Origin of the sequence: Lactiplantibacillus dongliensis (assembly GCF_005405105.1) — a bacterium.
Classification (GTDB): domain Bacteria; phylum Bacillota; class Bacilli; order Lactobacillales; family Lactobacillaceae; genus Lactiplantibacillus; species Lactiplantibacillus dongliensis.
In genome coordinates, this window is sequence record NZ_BJDK01000004.1 from 127,336 (window position 1) to 146,474 (window position 19,139).

The 19,139-nt window shown below is 44.4% G+C and carries 18 protein-coding genes, 2 tRNA genes and 1 pseudogene; 11 read left to right on the top strand and 10 right to left on the bottom strand.

Annotated features, from left to right (window positions below; genetic code table 11):
- Positions 1-150 precede the first annotated feature (150 nt).
- Entirely contained in the window at positions 151-1,179 is a 1,029-nt protein-coding gene (locus FFM80_RS02050) for a branched-chain amino acid aminotransferase (RefSeq protein WP_137639296.1), read from the bottom strand.
- Positions 1,180-1,350: 171 nt separating this feature from the next.
- On the opposite strand from FFM80_RS02050, the gene FFM80_RS02055 reads away from it, so the two are divergent.
- The gene (locus FFM80_RS02055; RefSeq protein WP_137639297.1) at positions 1,351-1,677 is read left to right on the top strand and encodes a hypothetical protein; all 327 of its coding nucleotides are present in this window, start codon (positions 1,351-1,353) and stop codon (positions 1,675-1,677) included.
- A 273-nt stretch (positions 1,678-1,950) separates the two neighbouring features.
- Here FFM80_RS02055 and FFM80_RS02060 read toward each other — a convergent pair whose 3' ends face one another.
- From FFM80_RS02060 to FFM80_RS02070, 3 genes and pseudogenes are all read right to left on the bottom strand, one after another.
- Positions 1,951-2,916 (bottom strand): hypothetical protein, encoded by a 966-nt coding sequence (locus FFM80_RS02060; RefSeq protein WP_379852490.1) that lies wholly within the window; start codon positions 2,914-2,916, stop codon positions 1,951-1,953.
- 17 nt (positions 2,917-2,933) lie between these two features.
- Positions 2,934-4,823, bottom strand: a pseudogene (locus FFM80_RS02065) (ABC transporter ATP-binding protein).
- A complete protein-coding gene (locus FFM80_RS02070) occupies positions 4,823-6,553 on the bottom strand; it encodes an ABC transporter ATP-binding protein (protein WP_137639299.1) in 1,731 nt (576 codons plus the stop codon). Before FFM80_RS02070 ends, FFM80_RS02065 begins: the two are co-directional and overlap by 1 nt.
- A gap of 1,036 nt (positions 6,554-7,589) precedes the next feature.
- Here FFM80_RS02070 and FFM80_RS02075 point away from each other — a divergent pair.
- The 4 genes from FFM80_RS02075 to FFM80_RS02090 are packed head-to-tail and all read left to right on the top strand — an operon-like array spanning position 7,590 to position 10,534.
- Positions 7,590-8,252 (top strand): amino acid ABC transporter permease, encoded by a 663-nt coding sequence (locus tag FFM80_RS02075; protein ID WP_137639300.1) that lies wholly within the window; start codon positions 7,590-7,592, stop codon positions 8,250-8,252.
- Entirely contained in the window at positions 8,233-8,919 is a 687-nt protein-coding gene (locus FFM80_RS02080; RefSeq protein WP_137639301.1) for an amino acid ABC transporter permease, read from the top strand. Before FFM80_RS02075 ends, FFM80_RS02080 begins: the two co-directional genes overlap by 20 nt.
- A complete protein-coding gene (locus FFM80_RS02085) occupies positions 8,919-9,659 on the top strand; it encodes an amino acid ABC transporter ATP-binding protein (protein ID WP_137639302.1) in 741 nt (246 codons plus the stop codon). The genes FFM80_RS02080 and FFM80_RS02085 overlap by 1 nt, the downstream gene beginning before the upstream one ends.
- Before the next feature lie 23 nt (positions 9,660-9,682).
- Positions 9,683-10,534: a transporter substrate-binding domain-containing protein gene (locus FFM80_RS02090; protein WP_137639303.1), complete on the top strand. Its 852-nt coding sequence runs from the start codon at positions 9,683-9,685 to the stop codon at positions 10,532-10,534.
- A 55-nt stretch (positions 10,535-10,589) separates the two neighbouring features.
- On the opposite strand, the gene FFM80_RS02095 is transcribed toward FFM80_RS02090, so the two are convergent.
- The 3 genes from FFM80_RS02095 to FFM80_RS02105 form a co-directional block, all read right to left on the bottom strand.
- Positions 10,590-10,982 (bottom strand): YxeA family protein, encoded by a 393-nt coding sequence (locus FFM80_RS02095; protein WP_137639304.1) that lies wholly within the window; start codon positions 10,980-10,982, stop codon positions 10,590-10,592.
- Positions 10,983-11,118: 136 nt separating this feature from the next.
- Positions 11,119-12,345, bottom strand: a complete 1,227-nt coding sequence (locus tag FFM80_RS02100; protein WP_137639305.1) for an ArgE/DapE family deacylase — start codon at positions 12,343-12,345, stop codon at positions 11,119-11,121.
- 315 nt (positions 12,346-12,660) lie between these two features.
- Positions 12,661-12,733: transfer RNA gene (locus FFM80_RS02105), tRNA-Gln, on the bottom strand.
- A 115-nt stretch (positions 12,734-12,848) separates the two neighbouring features.
- Here FFM80_RS02105 and FFM80_RS02110 point away from each other — a divergent pair.
- The 6 genes from FFM80_RS02110 to FFM80_RS02135 all read left to right on the top strand — a co-directional run bounded on the left by FFM80_RS02110 (position 12,849) and on the right by FFM80_RS02135 (position 16,102).
- The gene (locus FFM80_RS02110; protein WP_137639306.1) at positions 12,849-13,055 is read left to right on the top strand and encodes a hypothetical protein; all 207 of its coding nucleotides are present in this window, start codon (positions 12,849-12,851) and stop codon (positions 13,053-13,055) included.
- Positions 13,056-13,100: 45 nt separating this feature from the next.
- Positions 13,101-13,173, top strand: a tRNA-Glu gene (locus FFM80_RS02115).
- Between the two features lie 555 nt (positions 13,174-13,728).
- Positions 13,729-14,805, top strand: a complete 1,077-nt coding sequence (locus FFM80_RS02120; RefSeq protein WP_137639307.1) for an NCS2 family permease — start codon at positions 13,729-13,731, stop codon at positions 14,803-14,805.
- Positions 14,806-14,807: 2 nt separating this feature from the next.
- Entirely contained in the window at positions 14,808-15,359 is a 552-nt protein-coding gene (locus tag FFM80_RS02125; protein ID WP_137639308.1) for a phosphoribosyltransferase family protein, read from the top strand.
- Positions 15,360-15,572: 213 nt separating this feature from the next.
- Positions 15,573-15,806, top strand: coding sequence for a hypothetical protein (locus FFM80_RS02130; protein WP_137635621.1), 234 nt, complete (start codon positions 15,573-15,575; stop codon positions 15,804-15,806).
- Positions 15,807-15,829: 23 nt separating this feature from the next.
- Complete coding sequence (locus FFM80_RS02135; RefSeq protein WP_137639309.1) at positions 15,830-16,102, top strand: hypothetical protein; 273 nt, start codon at positions 15,830-15,832, stop codon at positions 16,100-16,102.
- Positions 16,103-16,195: 93 nt separating this feature from the next.
- Here FFM80_RS02135 and FFM80_RS02140 read toward each other — a convergent pair whose 3' ends face one another.
- From FFM80_RS02140 to FFM80_RS02150, 3 genes are all read right to left on the bottom strand, one after another.
- Entirely contained in the window at positions 16,196-16,387 is a 192-nt protein-coding gene (locus FFM80_RS02140) for a hypothetical protein (protein ID WP_137639310.1), read from the bottom strand.
- Positions 16,388-16,701: 314 nt separating this feature from the next.
- Positions 16,702-18,051, bottom strand: coding sequence for a glucose-6-phosphate isomerase (locus FFM80_RS02145; protein WP_137639311.1), 1,350 nt, complete (start codon positions 18,049-18,051; stop codon positions 16,702-16,704).
- A 223-nt stretch (positions 18,052-18,274) separates the two neighbouring features.
- Positions 18,275-19,132 carry a GRP family sugar transporter gene (locus tag FFM80_RS02150; protein WP_137639312.1) on the bottom strand — a complete coding sequence of 286 codons (858 nt, stop codon included), beginning with the start codon at positions 19,130-19,132 and terminating at the stop codon, positions 18,275-18,277.
- Positions 19,133-19,139 lie beyond the last annotated feature (7 nt).

Consider the following 19,139-nt stretch of genomic DNA (forward strand, 5'->3'; position numbering starts at 1 on the left):
CTGGAGCGGGAAACTCAACAACAATTAATAACTTACAGTGTAGGCGTCTTTACAGTAGCTGACTACCCTTTTTAGCAAAGCTTACAAGAACGATAGGTTTACGTGAACAAAAAAACACCCGCCAAAATGACGAGTGCCTTAAATTCAAATTTAGTCTAAATCAACCTTTTGTACCCAGCCTTCAGGTGCTTCACGATCACCGAATTGGATACCCGTTAATTCATCGTATAACTTCTTCGTAACGGGACCAACTTCAGTTTCACTGTAAAAGACGTGTAACTTGCCATTGTGTTCCAAACCGCCGATTGGTGAGATAACAGCCGCCGTCCCACAGGCACCAGCTTCAGCGAAGCGGTCTAAGTCATCGATGTAAACATCGCCTTCTTCAACTGCCATACCAAATTTATGTTCAGCCAAATAAAGTAAGGAGTACTTCGTTACTGATGGCAAGATTGATGGTGACTTAGGGGTCACAAACTTGTTGTCTTTCGTAATCCCAAAGAAGTTGGCTGAACCGACTTCTTCAATCTTCTTATGATCAACTGGATCAAGGTAGACACAGTCGGAATACCCATTACTGTGTGCTTCTTGACCAGGGAATAAACTAGCCGCATAGTTCCCGCCAACTTTATAAGCCCCGGTTCCTTTATGAGCAGCCCGGTCATAGTTTGACGTGGTAAAGTTCGTTGGCGTCATCCCACCTTTGAAGTAACTGCCGACTGGCATCGCAAAGACCGTAAAGATATATTCTTTGGCTGGATGAACCCCGATGTTACCACCGACCCCGATCATTAATGGCCGTAAGTACAAGGTCGCTCCTGTCCCATATGGCGGTACGTAATCTTGGTTAGCCCGAACAACTTGTTTAACCGCATCTACGAACATGTCAGTTGGCACTTGTGGCATTAACAACCGTTCGCAACTGGTTTGCATCCGCGCAGCGTTCCGGTCTGGCCGGAATAATTGGACGCTACCGTCCTTGGTTCGATAAGCTTTTAAGCCTTCGAAATCTTGTTGACCATAGTGTAAAGCCGTTGAGCCTTCGCTAATATGTAAAGTCGCATCGCCGGTTAATTCTTTTTTATACCACTTACCATCTTTCCAATACGCACGGTAACGATACGGAAGGTTCCGATAGTTGAAACCTAAGTTATTCCAGTCTAATTGTACATCTGCCATATGATTCGACTTCCTTTATATGTAATTTACCCCAATTGATTAATTGGAATTTAATTAAAAGATTAATAGATTATGAGAACTTTGTCAAGGCCTTTTGAATTCAATTAACGACTTTTCCGCTTCTTTTGGTATAATAGATTAAAATTCTGTACATCAAAGGACGGATTCGTCGTGGCTAGTAATTCAGATTCAATTTATAACGTTATGTTCTATATCGTCCACCACCCCGCGGAGATTACCTTTACTTCGGAATACACCAACGTGGTACGGATGGGGATTCCTGACCAGATCAAAGTCGCCAACCCCGAAATCTATTTTCCTGACAACAAATTGTTAGTCAATCGCTTCCAAGAAGACTTTGTTGCTAAAAATGGCGATTTGTTAGATTTCTTTTTTGACTATACTGAAAAGAAAGTGCCGAACTACCATGAAGTTTGGGTCTCAACGGCGCATTTACCTAGTAAACAGTTGTACTTTTTAGAATTGTCATTTGAATAAGTAACTGGAAGTAACGATTCCGGTTATAAAAAGTCACTCCTTTTTCCTTAAATAGGATGCGTGACCGACTTATTTTTTTACGCAAAAGAACCGGTCCCCTTAACCTGAATTGGTTTTGGGGACCGGTTCTTTTGCTTTTTTTCTAATTTGCCGAAACGTGTTCCGGGCGGCAGTTTCCTGTGCTTGCTACGCTAAGTCAACAATGTGGAAAGACCACCACATTATTGACTTAGCTAGGCAATGCTCAGAAACTCCCAGCCGCCCTTCACACTCTTACTTGGTCATAAAAATATACAAATCCGAAGCCGAGACCCCAACCGAGAACTTCACGCCCTTCGAATAAATCGGATCGATAGTCGTGGTACTGCTCTTGTTGCTCTTGGTTTCTTTACTGAATTTCTTCATGACTTGCTTGGCATTAGCGCCCGTCACACTGGTCATTAAGGCAAAGGCCGTGCCGAATTTCTTCTGGCGGGTCTTATTCTTAAAGGCCTTGGTTGGTACGATCATCGCTGACCCCATCACGTCACCCGCTTGCACATTCAAACGAATCGTATAATCTTTAGTGCTTAAGACATTCGTCACACCTTTAGGCGTCTTAGTTGGCAATAACTCGTCTTTGACCTTAGCCTTAGCCGTCTTCATGGCCGCGGCCACTGACTTTTGACTCGCCTGCAGACTCGCAGCTTGCGTTTGTAATTGGGCCGCTGCTGCCTGTTGGGCTTGCAAGGTCTTTGCGCCAGCCATTGCTGCCGTACCGCCCTTAGCAACTTGCGCTTTAGCCGTCTTAACCGTGGCTTGAAGCTTGGCTTGTTGCTTCTTTAAAGCCGCACCTTGGACTTGTAACTTTTGGGCTGCTTTTCGTTGTTTTTTCGTCAACTTAGACCCAATCAACGCTTGATTGTAACCATTCGCTAATTGCTTATAAGTTGTCAGTCGTTTAGCGGCCTTCACATGGACCGTCGTCTTGTCATTACCAGCCGTTAAGGTCACCTTTTGACGGGTGGTCTTCGCGGGAACTTGAATAACAAACGTCTTGTCCCGAACTTTTTGCTTTTTAGCTTGAGCGCCATCGACTTGGTAACTCACCGTTTTAGCATTGGTATGGCCTTTAACGGCGGCAACTAACCCATTGCGGGTGTAAGTTGATTTCGTGGTCGTCAGCTTAGACTGCCCACAACCAGCCAAGACTAAAGCTAGTAGACCGGCTGTAGCGGCGACTGCGTACGTTTTTTTCAACACTTGACACCCCTCCTTTAGGCTTGTTCGATATTGCCAGAAAATTGACTGTTATACAGATCAGCATAGAAGCCATTTTTCGCCATTAACTGTTCGTGATTCCCAGTTTCGACCACGGAACCATGGTTCATCACAATAATGTTATCCGCGCCTTGAATGGTTGATAACCGATGCGCGACCACGAAACTCGTCCGGTTCTTTAAGAGCCGTTCCATCGCGTGTTGAATATGCACTTCGGTCCGCGTATCAACGGAGCTTGTGGCTTCGTCTAAGATCAAGATTTCCGGATCGGCAACAAACGCCCGGGCAATTGTTAACAGTTGCCGTTGCCCTTGTGAGATGTTGGAGGCTTCTTCGTTCAGTACCGTTTGATACCCGTCTGGCAACTTCCGGACAAAGCTATCCACATGGGCTGCTTTAGCCGCGGCATAGATTTCATCATCCGTGGCGTCTTCACGACCATACTTCAAGTTGTCAAAAATTGTCCCGGTAAACAGCCACGTATCTTGTAAGACCATCGCAAAATGTGACCGCAAATCTTCACGCTTTAAGTCCCGCGTATCAGTCCCATTTAAGCGGATTGACCCACCTTTGACGTCATAGAAACGTTCCAACAAGTTAATGATGGTTGTCTTCCCGGCCCCAGTTGGCCCAACAATGGCCACTTGTTCACCTTGTTTCACATCCAAATTATAGTCAGTCATTAATAAATCGTTATTATCATAACCAAATTGGACATGTTCCAACGTAATCAAGTTAGGATCATCCGTCTTAGCGGGTAAGTCGGAATGTGTTTGGGTCATTTCTGCTTCGTCTAAGACTTCGAAGACCCGTTCCGCCGACGCGACCGTCGATTGAATCGTATTCAATAAGTTGGCCATCTGCGAGATTGGTTGTGAAAATTGTTGGGTGTATTGTAAGAACGCTTGGATATTCCCTAAAGACACGTTCCCATGCGCCACATCAATCCCACCAATAATCGCGACAAACACATACCCAATATTGTTTAGAAACATCATCAACGGCATGATAATCCCAGAAATAAATTGCGCTTTCCAGGCTGATTGATAATAGTTATCATTTTGTTCTTCGAAATCATCAATCGTATCTTGTTCCTTATTAAAACTCTTGATGACCACGTGACCCGCATAGTTTTCTTCAACTTGATTGTTTAATAACCCCAGACTCTTTTGTTGAATCCCGAAGAATTTTTGCGACTTAGGGGCAATAATCCCAACCACGACCACACTTAATGGAATCGTGATTAACGCGATCAATGTTAACTTCCAGCTAATCGTTAACATCATCCAGAGTGTCCCAACAAACGTGACGACACTTGTCACGGCTTGCGTTAAGTTTTGTTGCAAAGTGTTAGCGATGTTATCCATATCGTTAACGGCCCGACTCATAATATCCCCGTTAGAATGGGTATCGTAATATGAGATCGGCACTTTTTGCATCTTGCCTTTAAACGAACGCCGTAATTTATAAACCGTTCGTTGTGAGATACGGGTCATAATAAATTGTTGCATAAAACTGAATAACGCTGAAGCTGCGTACATCAGAATGACAATTAAAACGATCTGACCGATTTTTTCAAAGTTAATTGGGTAACCAGATTGGCTAACGCCCGCTTTTTGTTGGGCGATACCTTTCATGATACCTTTATAAATTTCAGTCGTAGCTTTCCCTAAAATCTTAGGCGTCCGAATTTGGAAAATAACGGAGGCAATCGCAAATGCCATCACGACAACTAAGCCAACCCAACGATCCGACATGTAACGCATCAAGCGCCAAGCCGTTTTCCAAAAACTCTTGGGCTTTTAGACTAAGCCTTGACTGCCAGGACCATGCCGTGGACCGCTTGGCCGTGGTTGATCAGCACTAGTGGCTTTCTTTTCACTCATTATAGCTGATCCTCCTCTCGTAATTGTGACTTCATAATTTCTTGATAGACTTCATTATTGGCTTTAAGTTCAGCGTGGGTCCCCTTACCAACTAACTTCCCGTTATCTAAGACGAGAATCAAATCGGCATCGGCGACGGTTGCAATCCGTTGGGCCACAATAACAACGACACTTTGTTGGATTAACTTATCTTGACGTAGTTCGCCCCGTAATTCAGCATCGGTCTTAAAGTCCAAAGCTGAGAACGAATCATCAAAAACATAGACTGAAGCGTGCTTAACTAAAGCTCGCGCAATCGCTAGCCGTTGCCGTTGACCACCGGAGAAGTTGCCCCCACCTTGTTCAACGTGGGCATCCAGACCGCCTTCTTCTTTAACGAAATCAGTTGACCGCGCAATTTCGAGCGCGTGCCAGATTTCATCATCCGTGGCGTGCTCATTCCCGAACTTCATATTATCGCGAATCGTCCCCGTAAAGAGTGTCGCCGTTTGTGGGACGAATGAAATGGTTTGATGTAAATCGGCGGTCTTGACGTCACGAACGTCTTGTCCGTCCACGCGCACGTGCCCATTTTCAATATCGTAAAACCGGGGAATCAAGTTAACCAACGTCGTTTTACCGGAACCAGTTCCCCCGATAATCGCCACCGTCTGACCAGAATGCGCTTTAAAGTCAATGTCGCTTAAAGCCAACTGTTCCGCCGTTTGATAGCGGTAGTCGACATGGTCAAATTCTAGACTATGCTCCGTCGAAACGGGCAACGTCTTGGGCGCTTCTGGGTCAACAATCTTAGGTTCAATATTCAGAACTTCTTGAATCCGTGAAGCTGAAGCAGCAGCCCGTGGAATGAAGGCAAAGACCATCGCCAGCAACATAAAGCTCATCAACACTTGCATGGCGTATGTCATAAATGCAATCATATTCCCAACTTGCATCGCTTGGCTACTGATCAATTGTCCCCCAAACCAAACAATCGCAACGTTAGTGCCACTCATGATCAAGGTCATCACTGGAAAGGCAAACGCCACGATCGTGTTAACGTTGATCGCGTTGCGGGTGTAATCTTGGTTCGCATCTTCAAACCGATCTTGTTCAAATTTATCTTGCCGGAATGCCCGAATAACCCGGACCCCCGTTAAGCCTTCCCGGAAAACTAAGTTAATCCGGTCAGTCTTGGTTTGCATCGCTCGGAATAATGGAATAGCAAACCCCATAATAATCCCAATAAAGACTAGCAAAACGGGAATGGCCACCACGAAGATCCAAGTCAATTCATGACTTTTGGTATACGCCAAAAAGCTCGCGCCGACTAACATAATCGGTGCCATGATCATCATCCGTAACGCCATCATTGCTACGTTTTGGATCTGGACCACATCGTTGGTTGTCCGGGTAATTAATGAAGAGGTTTCAACTTGATCAAATTCATCGTTGGAAAAGTTGATGACCTTCTTATAAATATCTGAACGTAAATTCTTCCCTAACTTTTGTGACGACCGCGCGGCTAGGAAAACGTTCCCAAACGCTGCCACCACTGACAACAGTGAAAAACCGACCATTTCAAAACCGATCTTCCAAATATAATTGATATCACCTTTGGCGACCCCGTTATTCACAATATTGGAGGTCAAACTGGGCAAATTCAAAGTGGCAATCACTTGGACAATCATAAACAAAATTGCCCCAATGACAGCCCAATATGAGATTCGACCCTTGGCTATTTTAAGCATCTACACGCTCCCCTTCATTAATCTGATTCTGATGTAAGCAGTCAACTATCTAATCTAACTAAAAATGGTGCTTTTGTCAACCATCTTTACAAGACTCACGCAAACTATTGTAACTCACCCAACCCCTTTTGACAGCTAAAATGTCTTAAGATTCATTAAAAGTCATTAATTTTTTTATACTTGGATTAATTATCCGGTGCTTGATATTGGTTAGAGATAAATTGCCACTCTGGTTGGGGCAAAATTGGCTGGTGTTACCTAACGTCTTCCAATACTGTCATGCCTGGTTATTTTAACCGGCAATTTTAACTAAACGGTTGATTCCTAAAATGCACAACTATATTGCCGATCACCATGCTAGTCTTTTCCAAATTGAAGTTAACGACTATTTTGACCCCCAACTAACCAATGACGACAAACCTAACTCGATAACGAAAAACACGCCTCATTCAAAAAAATAATGACTTACTTATTACTATTATAGTAACCAAATTTCGTCGCGACCAATAAATGCGAATCTCACAAACTTGCTTGACAGTTGTAAACGTCAATGCTAGTTTATTAGATAACGATTTGCTTTTTAATTTGATTTTAATCTAATGATGTTGATGAGAAGAGTACGTTAACTAGTAACTGTAACAGCGACCACCGATAGTGTAAGGGTGGCAGTGAACCTTAACCGAAGATGAGCTCGGAGTCTTGGTCAGTGCGTGCAAGCGCCTGCCCCGTGTGGACCCGTTACCGTCCCTGGCATAGCTAGTCTGTGCCGTTGAGGTTAGCTTTAGCTAACGAAATTGGGTGGTACCACGATACGTTCGTCCCTGTAATAACTTACAGGACGGGCGTTTTTTGTTGCCAATTTTTGACACTACTGATTAATACCGCTGTTAAAAATTGCCAGCCCGTGCTCTATTCTCAAATTGACCCACTAATAAACCAAGAGAAGCCTTCAGTCAACATCATAGCTAGCCAAGAGGTTGGCGGCAATTAATTTCAAATTAAAACCCAATCAAATCCACGAAAGGAGTCGATCGACATGAGTAGTTGGGCCATTATTCAGCAAAGCCTGCCCTTATTTCAAAAGGGGTTCTTCATTACCTTAAAACTAGCCACCCTCGGTATTCTTGGCGCTATCGTGGTTGGCATCATCTGTAGTCTGATCCAATATTTCCACTTACCACTCTTAAATCCGCTAGTAACAATCTATACCGAAATCGCCCGTAATACACCCTTGTTAATTCAATTATTCTTTCTGTACTACGCTTTTCCGCAACTGGGCTTACGGTTAACCGCCAGTCAATGCGGTGTCGTCGGATTAATCTTTCTTGGCGGTAGCTACATGGCGGCCGGTTTCACGGGGGGCTTTGACGGCATCAGCCCATCACAACTGGAAGCCGGCCAAGCGATTGGCCTCAGTCGTTGGCAGTTAGCGCATTATGTCGTCTTACCGCAAGGCTTGGCCCTCAGCGTGCCAGCTTTAGCCGCCAATATAATCTTCTTAATTAAAGAAACGTCGATCTTCACCGTGATTGCGATTCCTGAATTAACTAATACGGCGCTAGATCTAATCGGGATGTACTACCACACGAATGAATACTTATTAGTGCTCGTCGTGGCCTATGCGCTTATCTTGATTCCACTATCCATAATTTTGACTTATTTAGAAAGGCGGGTTCGTTATGGCGCATTCGGGAATTGATGTTTTAACTGCTGGCTCAAACTTCAGCCGACTACTAGGTGGCTTGTGGGTCACCGTCAAAATTGCGTTAATCGCGATTTTGATTGGCACAATCGTTGGTATCTTACTCGGCATCTTACGGACACTCCCCAATCGACCGCTCCGCTTTATCTTACGGCTCTACCTAGAATTTTTCCGTATCGTGCCAACGGTCGTCCTCCTATTCTTGTTCTACTACATTTTGCCGAAACAATTTAATGTCAACTTGCCCGCTGAGACAGTGGCGACCCTCGTCTTTGCATTATGGGTCGCATCCGAAATGAGTGATATCGTCCGCGGGGCCCTGGAATCCGTGCCTCAACATCAAAAAGAAGCCGGTCAAGCCATTGGTCTAAGCTACTGGCAATTACAACGCTACGTTTTAATTCCGCAAGCCTGGCCGCTGGGGTTACCGGCTACCGTCAACTTAATGACCCGCGTCGTGAAGACGACCTCCCTGCTAATGTTGATCAGCGTGATGGATGTTATTAACATCGGCCAGCAGATCATTGAGGCTAATAACAAGACCGCGCCCAATGGGGTCTTTTGGATCTACGGAATCATTTTCATGTTTTATTTCATCATCAACTACCCACTATCACGCTGGGATAAACACTTGAATAAACGCCGATTGGAGGCTAATCACTGATGAGCACGCCCTTATTACATGTCAGCCATTTAGAAAAATATTATCAAAAGGCCCATATTTTACACGATGTGAACTTCGAATTAAATACTGGCGAAGTCCTGACACTACTAGGACCATCTGGCTCTGGTAAAAGCACCCTGTTACGCTGCTTAAATGGCTTAGAAGCTTACCAACAAGGCGCCATTACCTTTGACGGTCAGGCAGTCACCCAAAAGCCTAAGCAGTGGCAACAACTCCGCCAACAAATCGGGATGGTTTTTCAGAGTTACGACCTCTTCCCTAATCGTAATGTGTTGGAAAATATTTTATTAGGTCCGCTAAAAGTTCAAAAACGTCCCCGGGCAGCCGTTTTACCAGAAATCCAACAATTACTTAAAAAGGTTGGGATGGCCGACTACGCTGACGCTTACCCACGGCAACTCTCCGGCGGTCAAAAACAACGAATCGCCATTGTCCGGGCGCTCGCCTTAAAGCCAAAATTAATGCTCTTTGATGAAGTCACCGCGTCCCTCGATCCTGAAATGGTCCGCGATGTGCTCAATATTATTCGCCAATTGGCTGCTAGTCACGCGATGACCATGCTCGTCGTCACCCACGAGATGGACTTTGCAAAACAAATTTCTGATCAAGTGCTCTTTTTAGCAGACGGCCAGATTCTTGAACAGACCCCGGGAACACAATTCTTTGAACAACCGCAAACCGAACGGGCTCAGAACTTTTTAGCTAGTATGGATTTTTAATTAACTTTAGGAGGAATTTGCAGATGAGAAAATTAGGATTGAAACGCTTATTAACAACCGTTGGGGTACTGGCCATATTAATTGGTGCATTGGCTGGTTGTGGTAGTAGTAAAGCCAGCTCCAGTCACACTACCAACCAAAATAGTGTCGCTAAGATCAAAAAACGTGGGACCTTGCGTGTCGCAGTCTTCGGCGACTTGCCACCTTATGGCTGGGTCAACAAGTCCGGGCAACGCGTCGGCTACGATGTGACCCTCGCACGGCGGGTCGCTAAGGATTTAGGCGTTAAAATTAAGTTCGTTCAGGTTAATGCCAACAACCGCGTGGACGCCCTGAATGCCAATAAAGTTGATATTGTCTTGGCCAACTTTACCGTTACTAGTGAACGCAAACAAGTGGTGGCCTTTGCAAAAGCTTACATGAAAGTTTCCGTTGGGGTCGTTTCGCCAAAAGATGCCAAAATTACTAAGGTCAGCCAGCTCAAAGGGCAGAACTTAATCGTAACGAAAGGCACCACCGCTGAAAACTACTTTACCTCGCAACAAACCAGCGCCAACTTACTAAAGTTCGATTCTAAAACGCAACAATTTAACGCGCTAAAGAACAAACGCGGCGTCGCTTTAGCTGATGATAATTCTTACCTGTATGCCTGGGTTAAAAATAACCCGAAATACACCGTTGGCATTAAAGGTATCGGTCCTAAGCAATATATTTCGCCAGCCGTTAAGAAAGGCAACACGTCACTGTTGAACTGGACTAATCAAGAAATCACTAAATTAACTAAAGCCGGCTTCTTCAAGACCGACTATCAACAACAGCTCGCACCTTACTTCGGTAAAGAAGTTAAAGCTAGCGATATCATTATTAATCATTAACATATTAACAACAAAACGGGCGTCACCAGATAATTTCCGGTGACGCCCGTTTACGTTAAGCTTTTACTAACAACTGGACCACGCTGGTTGGGACGACTGCTTGTGCGACCCCTTCCCAATTCTCAACGTTTTGCCCTTTAGTTTCAATTTTTAAATAATGTTTCAACTTCAACCGCTTATCGGCAGTAAACGTTAAGGTGCGGGCCTGGCCTTTTGCATCGTAAGTTTGCATTCGATACGTATAGACATCTTCGCCCATCTGCCCCTTACCGTGCTTAACCGCAGCATTGGTCAAACCATAGACCGTCGTGGTTTTAACGAGCGGATTCACGTTGTCTAATGCCATCGATAATTCCGAACCGCTATTTTTAGTTAAGGCGCTTGAGCCGAATAATGCCCCCGTCCCGATTCCAATCAGAACTAACAACCCGATTAATAATTTTTTCATGCTTGTATTCCCCCTGCAAGTAATGATTAAATATGATGATTTTAATCATAGCAAGCTTCAGCCACCTTGCCTAGCTGGATAAGGGTTTCTTAATCGGGTTAGTTAATCTCTAATAAAGTCAATATTTTCTTAAACTTTAGGCTTCATTGAAGTAGGCTGGGAATAATTCTTCATACATTTTGATAAAGTCTAAGTACATGGACTTAGAGACGTATTCATTCGGTTGATGTGAGGTAAAGTTACCTGGACCAAAGACGGTGTAGTCAAAGCCTAATGGTTGATCAACCAATAACCGCCGTGCGTCAGTCCCGCCCGGTGCGCCCAAAGCGGGAATCGTGCCCGCTGGTAATTCCCGACCAAGCATCTTCGTCACAATTTGATTTTGCTGCTGATCGCTAGCAGAGAATTTAGCATTCAATAAGTAAGGTTTCGCCACGCGTTGAATCAGTTGCAACATCTTAGACTGCGGATCACCAACGACCGGATTTAAGTCCATCTCAACGTGCATGTTGATCTGACTACCGTACTTGGCCGCATCCGCATCAATGACGTCATGGAAAATCTGTAGAATTTCAGCGTTGCTGACTTCTGGAATCGTCCGTAAATTAATTTTAGCCAAAGCATGATTTGGAATCGTATTAACTTGCTCGCCACCATTGAATACATCAATGTTGAATAACGTGTCCGTATTTAAGACAGCATTATGCAGGCCCGCTGCCCGCGCCATAACTTTGGCTTTAATCGTATACAGCACTCGAATCAAATGATCGACCGCGTTACTACCGAGAGCTGGCATCGAACTATGGGCATTCTTCCCGATGGATTCCAAGTCAATATCGATCGTCCCAGCTTGACCATAACAGATCCGATAGCCGGATGGTTCTGCAATCATTAGCGCGTTGACGCCTTGCATATAACCAGCATCATAGAGCATCTTGGCGCCCAATTCACCGACTTCTTCGCCAAAGGTTACCATTAACCGAATCGTTCCGTTAATAGGCACTTGTTGCGCTTTTAATTCCAGCATGGCAATCGTCAACGCAGCCAACCCGCTCTTCATATCATTAGCGCCGCGCCCAAACAATTGGCCATCCTTTTCCGTTAGCGTAAACGGATCAGTCGCCCATTCCTTGGCATCCGCGGCCACAACATCAAAGTGACCTGAAATGGCTAAAATTGGTGAGCCACTGTCAATTTCAGCAATCAAGTTGGCCCGGTCTTCACCAACTGGCAAGACCTCACACTTAATCCCAGCGTCATCAAAGAGTTGCTTCAAATACTTAGCTGGTTCAATCTCATTACGGTTGACCGTATTCATCGCCACTAACCGACTTAAAAGACTAATTTTTTCAGTATCTTTCATTAGAAAACCCTTCAATCATATTTTAAGTAAACTGCTATACACAGTCTATCATGCCACTAAGTTCATTTAATTGATAGCGATTGCACTAGTTAATTTAGTCAATAACTAAAAGCTGACCAGCGCTATCTCAAACACAGTTAACTGCTGTTCAGATTGACCTGAATTGAAAACGTGGCAACCGCCAAGCTTCATGTAGGTGCTAGTATGACCGACTTCAACCAATGTGCACGGGTTATCGATTTCTAATTTTTAGCCAATAAAAAATCACTGATCAACCATCGCAAGCAATGATTGATCAGTGATCTTTTTAACTGATTGGGTATACTGGGCTCGAACCAGTAAATTACGGATTCAGAGTCCGCTGCCTTACCAATTTGGCGAATACCCAATAAACAACTATTCAATCTTAACTTTAAGATTAAATCATGTCAAGGATTACCAGAAAATTACTTGAATTTTGTTGCTAAGACCGTCAAACTAAACTTATGAGGAAGTGACTGATCATGACTCAAAATGAATTAACCCGGTGGTTCAACCACTTGCGGCAACAATTAATCGTCTGGGCCGTCACCGCAGTTGGCCTGGCCGTCATGCGGACTTTTTTGCTCCCACAGCTACTGACCTTTGTCTTTTGGTGTAGTGTCGCCTATTGTTTACTCCTATTTATCGCCCTCTGTGTGATTACAGTTATCCGGTTACATTCTAAATGAACGATTGACAAGCGTCCAATCTTTCGGTAAGATGGTATTTGAATTTGCCCGCTGGTCAAATTGGTTAAGACGTCGCCCTCTCAAGGCGGAGTTACGGGTTCGATCCCCGTGCGGGCGATACTGATAAATTTTGGGAACTTAAAAAGCTTTGATAAAGACCGTTACAACGGTGTTTGTTAAAGCTTTTTTTGTCGTTTCAACCTTATAACTCACCATGCAAACTGCCTGCCTTGTTACCAACCACCTCATTTCAACTATTTCGATAGCTGTTTCGCTAAACCCGATAATTTGCGTCACGTTGGATGCTAATTAGATGTTCTTTGCCACTCTGGTTGGTCCAGAATTGGCTCATCAGCCGGGCTTTATCTAAGGACAAAAACGACACCACTGAGCCAATTCCGACTTAGACTAAAGCAGTTTCGTAGACTACTTTTGGGAGTCTTCAAAATACCCCATGGTGCTCCAGCATTTTAGGATCCAACCGGCAGCTGGCAACCGTAACTAACACTGAACGTTTACGTCATTTAACACCCTTTTCCAATCGCTAGCGCATCAATTTCTTAACATTAGATTGTTCGTAAATTTATTAGTTCGTGTTTTATTACTATTTTTGCTTTTAAAATCATTCCATTAGTTGTATATTAGCATTATCACGAATGATGGGGTGAAAATAGTGCATTGGATAGCAGATTTACTTGCAGCAGTGGGAGTTGTCTTAAACGGCATCCCCCAAGGTATCATGGCCATGGCGTTAGGCTTCGCCGTTTTTCCAACTAGCTTTTCGTTTGGATTAGCCGCAATTGTGAACGGCATGACTGGTTCCGTCGCGCCAATTTCGTTTCAAGCTGAATCATTAGCTTTGACCGGCCATTTAGGTCACAATCTCCGCGAACGGTCGTCGATTATTTTATTTGGCGCCAGTATCATGCTGGTGATTGGCCTGACCGGCACATTGAGCAAGATCGTTAGCCTGTTAGGTTCACAGATTATGGGTGGTATGATGGCTGGGGTTGGCATTATGCTGGCTAAGCTGGCTTTACAAATGACCAAGCAGAACCGCCATTGCGGCTGGCTTTCAATCGGCCTCGCCATTATCACCTACATTTTGACTAAGGACCTCGTTTGGACCATTGCCATTTCCGTGATTGGTACTAGTCTATACGCGGTCTTGGTTGAACATTACCATGAACAATTGCCTGCCCACGTTACCGCGCGAAAGTTACAACTCGTCAAACCGCAATTCAATCTCAAAATCTTGCGTGGTGCCCTCAGCTTGGCCTGTCTGAATATCGGTGCCAACATTTCTTACGGCTTGATCACCGGTCAAATGACTGGCCTTAAGCCCAATCCGGTTAACCTAAACCTTTTAACCAGTACCCAAGCCCTCGCTGACTTTGGCACCAGCTTGTTAGGCGGAGCGCCAGTCGAAACGATTATTTCCGCTACCGCCAGTGCGCCAGAGCCGGTCATCGCTGGGATTTTGATGATGGTCATCATGGCAATTATCCTCTTACTCGGCTGGTTACCTAAAGTCGGCCAATACGTCCCGAGTACCTCAATTGCCGGCTTTTTACTAATTCTGGGTGCCGTTGTCATCTTCCCTGAAAATGCGACCGCCGCAATGCATGGGCCACTCAGTACTGTCGCTGGCATCACCTTAGTTGTGACGGCCATTGTCGATCCGTTTACCGGCCTATTAACTGGTACGCTGCTAAAATTTGTTCTCCCATTATTGGGGTTAGGAGTTTAATGATGTCGACCACTTATACCTTAACGTTAGGACCATTGACCCGGCAATTACCGTTGATTAAGTTAAATGACACCACGACAATTGCCTCATTTGTTTTGTTAGGCGATGCAGAATTGACGACCTACGCTGCTGAACAACTTAATCAACGACTTGCCGACGTTGATTTTGATTATCTCGTGACGATGGAAAGTAAGGGCATTCCGTTAGCCCAGGCGCTCAGCCAGCTGACTGACCACCCACGCTTTATTGTCCTCCGTAAAAGTATCAAAGACTATATGCGGACCCCATTAACGACGCCAGTGCAATCGATTACGACTAGCGCTGACCAAGAGCTGGTCCTCGATGGCACTGACGCTGCTTTAATTCAAGGCAAACGGGTCGCCATTGTCGATGATGTCATTAGTAGTGGTGGTTCCCTAGCGACCGCCCAGACACTACTAGCTAAAGCTGGGGCCACCGTCGTCCGCAAAGTAGCCATTTTAGCTGAGGGTCCTGCCGCCAAACGGTCTGATATTGATTTTTTGGCCCCGTTACCGTTATTTACGACGAAATAATTATTATTCACACTACCTAGAGCGTGGCAAAAGACCGGCTAACCAGTCTTTTGCCACGCTCTTCAGTTATCTGAATCGACGGTTACCGAACAAATTAGGGTTTACGCTTGGCATTCCGGGTTTATAATAGTAGTGTAGATTGTTTAACAACGTTAAGTTAACTTAGCGAATCAGAATTATTAAACCGTTTCAAACGTCAAAACAAAGGAGATCTTGTATTTGGTTTACAAAGATGTATTTGGGATTGATCATGAAGACTGCCACATCGTTCAAACACGGCATGAATTCAACCGTATCTTTATCATCGAAAATGCCGTTGGATCCCGATTCACTTGTATCAAAAAGGATGCGCCGCTAGAAAAGAAAATGTCTGGACATTGGAAGTACGCTAAAGCCAGTGACGCGCCTAAAAACTACGCGGTTCCTTACAAAGCTCAAAAGGGCTAAAATCCGCTAGAAAGAGGATTAAGATGCGACTTTACAAACCGTTAGCCAATCACGATGGCCGCGCTTACCGCCATGGTGATCGCCACATCAACCCCTTTTACGGCCAACATGGTGCGGATTGGGTCAAAAATGGCAATGCCTCCCTTTATAATGCGCAACACGAACATTCACCGGCTAATTCACACCTTCAAAAGCGAGTTAGTCGAATCGCGTTAACCAGCTTGTGGGTCGTCATTGCCATTGTTGTGATGCTAGTTGGGGGCTTTATCGTCTATTCGTTGGCACTCAATCTTTAAATAAAAAAGAAGTTCCAAGCATCGTCAGCTGTTTAGCTAATCATGCTTGGAACTTTTTTAGTGACTGACGCTTGTATGGATGCGATTTTAGCCTTATTTTAGAAATGACTTACGTGTCACCAATCGATAAATGGCATCACTTAATCCAACGATAAAGACTAAGATCAGCCCCACAAACTTCAACCACGGCCAAGCCTGATCAATACTAGTCACTTTACTCCCGATTGCAAACACAATCAGCCCAGCGACAATCAATAGACTTTCAACTAAATTCAATGTTTTCAATGACTCAACACCCCTTAAAAACTAATTTTCATATTCCAAATCTTTAATGCTAATGACTAACCCACGCGCTGATTGATTTCTATATCACTAGAACATGATGAACCCTTTTGAAGTAAACAATCGTTATTTATGGTCACTCGTTAGTTAACGCCGGGCGAGCTATAATTGGCCCAACCAGAGTGACAATCTAACTATTCAACAAGCTAGCAAGTCATAATGATATCATTCTCTATTATACCGTTCAAACAAAAAAACGCTCCTAAAATCGGCTTAATCACCAACTCTAGGAGCGTTTTAATTAATTTGCTAATTTATTATTTAAGACGGGAAGTTAATTCCTTAGTTAAGTCTTCATAACCAGGCTTGCCAAGTAAAGCAAACATGTTGTTCTTGTAAGCTTCAACGCCTGGTTGGTTGAATGGGTTAATCCCGTTCAAGTAACCAGAAATAGCAACTGCAGCTTCGAAGAAGTAGATCATGTAGCCTAAAGTATAGGCATCTTGACTAGGAATATTAACGACCATGTTAGGCACACCGCCATCAACGTGGGCCATAATAACCCCTTCAAAGGCTTTGGTGTTAACTTGGGCCATTGTCTTACCTTCAAGATACTTCAAACCATCAAGGTTTTCAGTTTCTTTAGGGATGTCAACATCGCTAGTGGCGTTGTCAACTTTAACAACCGTTTCCATCAAGTTACGACGACCTTCTTGGATATATTGACCCAATGAATGTAAGTCAGTCGTGAAGTTAGCTGATGATGGGTAGATCCCCTTTTGGTCTTTCCCTTCGGATTCGCCCATTAATTGCTTCCACCATTCTGAGAACATCGCCATATTTGGTTCGTAGTTTTCAAGAATTTCAGTGGTATAACCCTTCCGGTATAAGATGTTCCGGAAAGCAGCATATTGGTAAGCTTCGTTCTTAGTCAAGTCAGCATCTGAGTATTGACCTTGAGCATCTGCTGCACCCTTCATTAATGAATCGATGTCGCCGCCTGAAACGGCAATTGGTAATAAACCAACTGGGGTTAAGACAGTGAAACGACCACCAACGTCATCAGGAATAACGAATGATTCGTAGCCTTCAGCGTCAGCTTCTTGCTTCAACGCACCGCGTTTGCGGTCAGTTGTTGCGAAGATCCGGCCCTTAGCTGCTTCTTCACCATACTTAGCAATTAACTTTTCTTTGAAGACCCGGAAAGCGATTGATGGTTCAGTCGTCGTCCCAGATTTTGAAATAATGTTAACTGAGAAGTCACGGTCGCCGATTAAGTGAATCAAATCGTTGACGTATGATGATGAGATTGAGTTCCCAGCAAAGACAACTTGTGGGAATTTACGGTCTTCACGTGAAAGTGATGACCAGAATGTTTCATGTAAGAATTCAATGGCTGCCCGAGCGCCGAGGTATGAACCACCGATCCCGATTACCACCAAGACATCTGAGTCTGATTGAATCTTCTTTGCAGCCGCTTTAATGCGGGCAAATTCTTCCTTGTCGTAATCTGTTGGTAAGTTTAACCAGCCGCGGAAATCATTTCCGGCGCCAGTACCTTCACGCAGCTCCTTGTCAGCAGCTGTGACCATAGCTTGCATTTCGCCAAGTTCGTTGTCGTGAACGAACTTAGTTAAATTAGAGCTGTCAAATGAAATGTGTGCCATTTACTATTACCTCTTTCTATACATATTTAACAACTCACATTATACAATACGAACGAACGGAATGAAAAGCGCTACCCCCGCCTTTTTCGTAAATTTTCGCAATTTATGTAAAAAACAAGCAAATTTATATAAAAAAAGACGTTGATAACCGTTAGCTATCAGCGCCATGACTACTTTTAAGCCATTCTAATATAATTTAACTAATTTACTAGTAAAAGTTTTACTAAGCCTTCATTAAGGATAGAGCGACCCCACCGACAATCACTAAGATTGAACCGATAACTACGTACACCATCTCACGCTTGGTCTTATGCTCGCCTAACAAGTAAATACTCCCAAAGGTTGAGATCACAATTCCCATCTGTGATAAGGAATAGGCAATCGCTTGGCCGATTTGAGCCATCGCCATAAACATGAACAAGTTTCCGACACCCCAGACCACCCCAGTAACCAAGTTACGATAAGTGGCTTTTTCAGTCCATGGCTTGTCCTTAAATGACCAGATCAAAGCACCAATTAACATCCCAACGGCTTGCGGCATTACCACAGCTTGCGCATTGACATTGCCATAATGCACCACGATCGTGTAGCCCGCATAACCGATCGTTGATAAGATCAAAGCCCGAATCCCAACACCCCAGTTTTCAGAGGTCCGTCGATTCGGATCAGTTCGGTCAGTTAATGAGGTCAAGACGGCCCCGCCAATCAAAACGATAACAGCGATTGAACCGATCCAGTACATCCGGCCGTGCCATTCATTAAAGAGTAATACCCCGGCCAATGCGTTAGCGACCAGTTGCATCCCAGTGGAAATCGGGGTGGTCCGCGAAATCCCAACGGCCTTCATCGATGTGAATTGTTGCCCTTGACCAACACTCCAGAATAACCCGGAGACAATCCCGGTCATCCAAACGGCGGCGGTTAAAGCTGGTTGTTCGAACAACCATAAGACGATCCCAAATAATAACGCACCCATGGTCATCCCTAGGGTCTGTTGGCGAGCGGTCCCGCCCATCTTACCACTAATTAAGCCGATACTGCCCCATGCAATTGCCGGAATCAGTGCAATTAGAATTCCCATTAAAATA